We start from the raw sequence: 6,157 nt of genomic DNA on the forward strand, positions 1-6,157 counted from the left end.
GTCCGTGCCGTTCGCGGCCCCCTGGGGGCGCTCGCAAGGGCGCGCGCGGCGCTGAGTGCGCTCCTTGCGCGCCGGGGGCTCGTGGGCTCGACGGCGCGATGGTGCCGGCCGTCGCTGTGCACCAGGACGCCGGGTACGAAGGGCCGCAGGACGAGCGCGTCGAGCCCCGGCGTGTGGCGCAACTCGGGGTACGACGTGGTGAGCAGCTGCCCGATCCTGTCGAGCCGGAACCCGTCGACCTTCTCCGTCGACATGCGCCCGCCGACGTAAGGGGCGGCTTCCAGGACGACGGTCGTTACACCGGCACTGGTCAGCTGGTGGGCGGCCGACAGTCCCGCGACCCCCGCTCCCACGATGACGACATCCGCATGGTGCACAGGCTCTTGCACGTGCCCCTCCCCGAGGTTGCGCGGCTGCTGGGGACGTCATGCCCTCAACAGGGCTCCGGAATCACCGAGTTCCGGACGAGGTTAGGAGCCGAAACGTTCAGGGGCAGTCGCGCATCGACCGAGCACGGTCGCACGCCGGTCGCACGCCGATCGCAGACGCGAAGAAGACGATCGGCAGGCGGGCCGCTTCCGCCGGAGCACGGTGCTCCGGGGCGCCGTTCTTACCGCAGCGCCGCGCGGATCGAGTCCTCGATGCCCGGGAACGCGAACGAGAATCCCGACTCCAGGAGTCGCGTCGGCAGGACCCGCTGGCTGCCGAGCACATCGCCGGCCATCTCGCCGAGCGCGACGCGCAGCGCGGGCGACGGCGCCGTGAAGAGCGTGGGCCGGTGGAGCACCCGCCCCATCGCGGCCGTCACCTCACGGTTGGTGACCGGGTCGGGCGCCGTCAGATTGAACGGCCCCGACAGCGTCTCCGTGTCGAGCAGATGCCGCAGCGCGGCCACCGCGTCGTACAGCGAGATGTGGCTCCAGTACTGCCGGCCGTTGCCGAGGCGTCCGCCGAGTCCCGCCTTGAAGAGCGGGAACATCCGCCCCCAGGCCCCGCCCTCGCGCGCCACCACCAGGCCGTTGCGCGAGAGGACCGTGCGGATGCCCGCTTCGTGCGCCGCGGCCGCGGCGCCCTCCCACTCCACGCACAGGGACGGCAGAAAGCCCTCCCCGGCGGGAGCGCTCTCGTCCACCGCACGTTGACCGGTGTCTCCGTAGTAGCCGATCGCGCTCGCGCACAGGAACACCCGGGGCGGCTCGTCCAGCGAGGCCGCCGCCTCGGCGAGCGCCGAGGTGCCGAGCACCCTGCTGTCGCGGAGCTCCTGCTTGTAGGCGGCGGTCCAGCGATGGTCGCCGATCCCGGCTCCCGCCAGATTGACGAGCGCGTCGCAGCCCGCGAGCCCCGCCGTGTCGACGTACCCCTCCTTGGGGTCCCATCGCACTTCGTCCTTCGTACGAGGTGCCCGGCGCACGAGCCGCACCACCTCGTGACCGTCGTCGGTGAGGGCGCGTGTCAGCGCCGTTCCGATCAGGCCGGACGCACCGGCCACGGCGATACGGGACCGCCGCGATGACGGGTCTGACTGCTCGGACTCGGTGGACTCCATGACGCCATCCTGCCCCGGAAACCTGTCGGGAGGCGCCTGGTGGCCGTCGTACAGTGACGCCCATGCCGGACACGCACATACGTACCGCCCTGCCGGACGACGAAGAAGCCCTCGGTCACATCGACCGCGCCACCTGGTCCACCCTGCACGCGGTGCAACCGGCTCCGCAGCCCCCGCATCCGCCGTTCTTCAGCGACCGCTTCGGCCCCCGCGACCACTTGGTCGCCGAGCGGCACGGCGTGGTCGTCGGCTACATACGGCTCGGTTACCCCACGTCCCTCCTCGCCAACGCCCACGTGCGCCAGATCCTGGGCTTCGCCGTCGCGGACGAGGCACGCGGCACGGGAGTGGGCCGCCGGCTGGTCAGGGCCGCGGTGGACGAGGCCCGCCGCCAGGGCGCGCGGCGCATCACGCTGCGGGTGCTCGGCCACAACACTCCGGCCCGCACGCTCTACGCGTCCGAGGGCTTCGTGGTCGAGGGGGTGCTGCCGGGCGAGTTCTACCTCGACGGCTCGTACGTGGACGACGTGCTGATGGGGCGCGTGCTCTGACACCCCTGGGGCTGCCGTGACACCCGCCCGGGGTAGGGCACCCGACGGACCGGCCCGGCGTGCGGCGGGCACGCGCGCGTAGGAGCGTGGGGAGGCCGACCGGAAGGAGCGAACCGATGTTCAGGGTCGCTGCTGCCAGTCGGCGGGACCGGGAGGAGCCGGGCTGGCTGCGGGGCGCGCCGCGGCCCCGCTGGGTGCGCTGGCCCCCGCCCGTGCTCCTTGCCGCGATCTGCGTCATCCAGCTCGCCACTCCGGCGTCGCTCGACCTCAGTTTCCTGCTGGCCGCCGTGCCGCCGCTGGCCGCGCTGTCGTACGGCGCCTCCGCCACGGCCCTCCTGGGCGGCACCGTGGTGTTGCTGCTCGCCCTGCCGGACTTCGGACTCGGCCGCCCGGGGAACAGCGATCTGCTGACGGTCTCCTTCGTGGCGCTGCTGAGCGTCGTGTTCGCCTGGCTGCGCAGCCGCCGCGACACCCAGCTCGTCACCGTCCGCACCGTCGCGGAGGCCGCCCAGTTCGCCGTCCTTCCGCCGCTGCCGGAGCGCGTGGGCCCGGTGCGCTGCGCGGGCCTCTACCGCGCGGCACAGGGCGGGACACTGGTCGGCGGCGATCTCTTCGACGTACGCAAGGGCCCCTGTGGCGTACAGGCGCTGGTCGGCGACGTGCAGGGGCACGGACTCGCGGCCGTCGGGACGGTCGCCGCGCTGCTCGGTGCCTTCCGGGAGGCGGTGCTCGACCAGCCCGACCTGGAGGGGGTCGCGGCCCGCCTCGACCGGCGCCTTGTGGTCGACTCCGAGGAGGCCGAGCACGCCGAACTCTTCGCCACCGCCGTGCTCCTGGAGTTCCGGAGCGACGCCCCCGAGCTGCGGATCGTCTCCTGCGGCCATCCGCCCCCGCTGCTGCTGCGCGGCAGCGCCGTCGAGGAGCTCGCCGTGGCGCCGGGCGCTCCGCTGGGTCTGGGGATCGCCGGTGTCGCGCCGCCCGAAGAGGTGACCGTGGGCCTGAAGCCCGGTGACCGGCTGCTCGTGGTGACCGACGGGGTGACCGAGGCACGGGACGCGTCAGGCACCTTCTACCCGCTGGCCGAGCGTCTCTCGGCGCTCTGCGCCGACCTGCCGGACGACCCGGCGGCGCTGACGTCCGCGGTCTGGAGGGACCTGATGCGGTTCTCGGGTGGGGTGGGGGACGACGTGGCGTTGCTGGCGTTCTCGCTGGACCTGGGGCCGGACGAGCGGCTTGGCCTGCGGGCGGATCCGGAGCTGTAGCAGGGCGCCGTGGTGGGAGCTGTGGTGGGCGCTGTGGTGGTAGCTCGCCTCAGCCGTCGCCGCGCCGGGCGTCCAGGAGCCGCAGCCCGCCCGCCAGTTCGCGCAGACACCGCACCGCAAGGACGGCGGGGGAGCCGGGGCCCTCGGTGGGCGCGTCCGTGGCGGCCCATGTCTCCAGGGCGAGGCGGATGGCGTCCGTGGCGGCCGCGGCGGCCAGGCGTACGTCCAGTTCGTCGGCGCCGTCCCCGGCCAGGCGGGCGAGCACGGGCACGAGCTGCTCCTCGGACTCCTGGTTCACGCGGTACCAGACCGCGCGCAGTGCCGGATCGTCCTGGGCGGCGCGCAGCAGCCCGCGGGTCCACTCCAGGGACTCGGCCGCACGGTCGTCCGCCGCGGTCAGCGCGTCCGCGATGGACTGCTCCAGGGCCGTCGGAACCCCGGCGGCCGGGTCGAGGTCCGCCAGGTGGGCCCGCCACTCGGCGGCGCCCCCGGCGAGGAGCGGGGCGACCGCGTCCTGCTTGTTGCGGAAGTACCGGTAGAAGGTGCGCAGCGCCACTCCGGCCCGGCCCGCGATCTCCTCGGCTGTGGTGCCGTCCGGGCCGCGCTCGGCGAAGAGCTCGGCCGCGGCGCGGGCGATGTCGAGCTGCGTGGCCGCTTTGCGGCGCTCGGTCAGCGACGGTGGCGATGGCTGCGGTGGCTGCGGTGGCTGCGACGGATCAGTGCTCACCCTCGCAGCCTACGCGGGATTCTCACCCTGATACATGAATTGTCGTTATGGCAAAACGTGCCAGAGAGGCGTACATTGAAATCAGATCGGGAAGGCCGGGTCCATGGGCGGATCCGGGGAGCCCGGAGTTGATCGGAGGCATTTCATGAACCGTTACGCAGGCCGTCGTGCACTCATCACCGGCGGCGGCTCGGGCATCGGACAAGCGACCGTCCTGCGGCTCCTCGATGAGGGCGGCAGGGTCGTGGCCGCCGACGTCAGCGAGGCGGGCCTCAAGGACACCTCCGAGAAGGCGGGTACCGCGGCCGACCGCCTCACCACCCTCGTGGTCGACATCTCGGACGAGACCTCGGTGCGCGAGGGCGTCGCCGCCGCCGTCGCCGCGCTCGGCGGCCTGGATGTCCTGGTGAACGCGGCGGGCGTGCTCCGCTCCTCGCACACGCACGAGACCAGCCTGGATTCCTTCAACCGTGTCATCCAGGTCAACCTGGTGGGCACGTTCCTGGTGATCCGCGAGGCGATCCCGGCGCTGATCGAGGGCGATGACGCCGCGGTCGTCAACTTCAGCTCCACCTCCGCGATGTTCGCCCACCCGTACATGGCGGCGTACGCGGCGAGCAAGGGCGGCATCCAGTCCATGACGCACGCGCTGGCCGCCGAGTACGGCAAGCAGGGCATCCGCTTCAACTCCGTCCAGCCCGGCTCCATATCCAGTGGCATGACCGACGGCAGCGGCGCCAGCAAGCAGAGCGTGGGCCCCGGCCTGCCCGAGGACGCGGACATGAGCCTGTTCATGAAGCTGGCCCCTGCCATCGGCCAGGGCTTCGCGGGACCGGAGTCCGTGGCCTCCGTGGTCGCCCTGCTCGGCTCGCGGGACGGCAAGTTCATCACCGGCACCGAGGTCCGGGTCGACGGCGGAACCCACTTCTGACCGTCGACGGCAGCACCCACTTCTGGCAGAGGAGAGCAGCATGAGCGACGCAGGCCGGACCCTTGCGGGCGAGACCTTCGCGGGCAAGGTCGCCGTCATCACCGGCGCGTCCGCCGGCATCGGATCCGGATTCGCCCGGCACGCGGCGTCCCTCGGCATGAGGCTGGTCCTCGCCGACATAGCCGCCGACCGCCTCTCGGCCCTGGCCGAGGAGTTGCGCGCCTCCGGGGCCGGGGCCGGGGCCGAGGTCGAGCCGGTCGTGACGGACGTGTCCGACCCGCTCTCCGTCGACGCCCTCGCGGACCGTGCGTACGACCGCTTCGGGACCGTCGACATGCTGATCAACAACGCCGGGATCATGGCCATGGGCTACTCCTGGGAGATCCCCGCCGAGCGCTGGGACGCCGCCCTGCGGATCAACATCGGCGGCTATGTGAACGGCATACGCTCCTTCGTGCCGCGTCTGCTCAAGCAGTCCACGCGGAGCTGGGTGCTCAACGTGTCCTCGGTCGGCGGACTGCTGCCGAGCCCGCTGATGGCGCCCTACAGCGTGACGAAGTTCGGGACGCTCGCGCTCTCCGAATCCCTCGCCCACGAAATGCAGATGAAGCAGGCGCCGGTGCAGGTCTCGGTCGTGCTGCCGGACTCGGTCAAGAGCGAGATATTCAGGGCCGCGCGGCCGGGGGACGGCACACCGCCCGAGATGGCGGGGTTCAACGAACAGCTGCAGCAGCGCGCCGACACCCAGGGGATCACGCCCGAGGAGCACGCCCGCCGTGTCTTCGAGCAGGCCGCGGAGGGCCGTTACTGGATCACTCCGCAGCCCGAGATGATCGACGCGGCGCTCCAGCCGCGCACGGACATGATCCTTTCCCGGACGAACCCGGGGCTGGACCTGGGCGGAGTCTGAGCGCGGCTCATGCGGAGGCTGCGCAGGGCCTCAGGGCCTCAGGGCCTCCGGGCTTCGGTCCTCCGGGCTTCGGGCTTCGGTCACCCGAATGGCGGACCGTGGATCGCGGGTGGTGTGGGTGGGCCGGAGAGTCGGACCATGCGTGTCTTCCGTCGGGTGTCCGCGGCGCGCGTGCCGCAGGGGGCGCGCGCGGCGGACCGTGCCGCCCGCGTGGCGGACAGCGCCGCCCG

7 protein-coding genes are annotated in these 6,157 nt (G+C 72.6%); 4 read left to right on the forward strand and 3 right to left on the reverse strand.

Translation table 11 applies throughout. The features are described 5' to 3' along the window. A partial coding sequence (locus ABD378_RS22855; RefSeq protein ID WP_344523098.1) for an FAD-dependent oxidoreductase occupies window positions 1-389 on the reverse strand: 389 nt, incomplete at its 3' end. 221 nt (window positions 390-610) lie between these two features. Continuing rightward, entirely contained in the window at window positions 611-1,546 is a 936-nt protein-coding gene (locus ABD378_RS22860) for a TIGR01777 family oxidoreductase (RefSeq protein ID WP_344523100.1), read from the reverse strand. A 62-nt stretch (window positions 1,547-1,608) separates the two neighbouring features. On the opposite strand from ABD378_RS22860, the gene ABD378_RS22865 reads away from it, so the two are divergent. Further along, window positions 1,609-2,097, forward strand: a complete 489-nt coding sequence (locus tag ABD378_RS22865) for a GNAT family N-acetyltransferase (RefSeq protein ID WP_344523102.1) — start codon at window positions 1,609-1,611, stop codon at window positions 2,095-2,097. A 116-nt stretch (window positions 2,098-2,213) separates the two neighbouring features. After that, window positions 2,214-3,359 carry a PP2C family protein-serine/threonine phosphatase gene (locus tag ABD378_RS22870; protein WP_344523104.1) on the forward strand — a complete coding sequence of 382 codons (1,146 nt, stop codon included), beginning with the start codon at window positions 2,214-2,216 and terminating at the stop codon, window positions 3,357-3,359. 49 nt (window positions 3,360-3,408) lie between these two features. Here ABD378_RS22870 and ABD378_RS22875 read toward each other — a convergent pair whose 3' ends face one another. After that, window positions 3,409-4,086, reverse strand: a complete 678-nt coding sequence (locus ABD378_RS22875) for a TetR family transcriptional regulator (protein WP_344523106.1) — start codon at window positions 4,084-4,086, stop codon at window positions 3,409-3,411. 145 nt (window positions 4,087-4,231) lie between these two features. Between ABD378_RS22875 and ABD378_RS22880 the strand changes: the two genes are divergently transcribed. Together ABD378_RS22880 and ABD378_RS22885 are read left to right on the forward strand one after the other, a co-directional pair. Continuing rightward, window positions 4,232-5,017: an SDR family NAD(P)-dependent oxidoreductase gene (locus ABD378_RS22880; protein WP_344523108.1), complete on the forward strand. Its 786-nt coding sequence runs from the start codon at window positions 4,232-4,234 to the stop codon at window positions 5,015-5,017. A gap of 40 nt (window positions 5,018-5,057) precedes the next feature. Beyond that, window positions 5,058-5,927: an SDR family NAD(P)-dependent oxidoreductase gene (locus ABD378_RS22885; protein WP_344523110.1), complete on the forward strand. Its 870-nt coding sequence runs from the start codon at window positions 5,058-5,060 to the stop codon at window positions 5,925-5,927. Window positions 5,928-6,157 lie beyond the last annotated feature (230 nt).

Source organism: Streptomyces rectiviolaceus, assembly GCF_039533825.1.
Taxonomy (GTDB): domain Bacteria; phylum Actinomycetota; class Actinomycetes; order Streptomycetales; family Streptomycetaceae; genus Streptomyces; species Streptomyces rectiviolaceus.